Source organism: Candidatus Symbiopectobacterium sp. NZEC127 (assembly GCF_025962675.1).
Classification (GTDB): Bacteria; Pseudomonadota; Gammaproteobacteria; order Enterobacterales; family Enterobacteriaceae; genus Symbiopectobacterium.
In genome coordinates this window covers 1-505 of sequence record NZ_JAGFPG010000113.1, presented here as the reverse complement: position 1 = coordinate 505, position 505 = coordinate 1, and the positions used below count along the sequence as shown (strand labels likewise).

The following is a 505-nucleotide window of genomic DNA, read 5'->3' as shown; positions in this document are numbered from 1 at the left end:
CACCATGTTGCTAATGCGCTCATAATCGCCATCAACCTGGCTTCCTGCGGTTAACTTGTCCCACAAGAGGAATACGCCATGCATCCAGTCGCGGTGCATTTCTTCTGCTGTTGATGAACAGTGCTCAGAGTTCTTTTTCAGCCGGTCAATCTCATCAACTGCCTTTTGAGTTATCTGGCTATAGGTCAACATAAGCCCTCGCTGTTAAGTGTGCTGGTTACGGTTCCAGCCCCGCATTAGCGGTCGTACCCTGGTGTGGACGCTTACAAAAACTTCAATAACAGGAATGAGGACACAACACCGATCAGCAGCAGGGCGACCACATAGAACGCTGCCCAAAGTTTTAGCTGGTGGTTCACATTTGCTTTGCTCATCTGGTCCTCACACCGTTCTGGTTAATCTGTGCCTGGTCACATCACCACCTCAGGCGGCAGTGGTCCCTGCTATTCCCCAACAGACAGGAATGCGTTAATCTGAATACCCCCAGCAGAAGAAGGGTTTTTTG

Annotated in this window: 1 protein-coding gene; it reads right to left on the bottom strand. The window is 50.1% G+C overall.

Annotated elements, in window-relative coordinates; translation table 11 throughout:
* Positions 1-192 (bottom strand): hypothetical protein (locus J5069_RS24185; protein WP_264646167.1); only part of this gene is annotated, 192 nt, incomplete at its 3' end.
* Positions 193-505 lie beyond the last annotated feature (313 nt).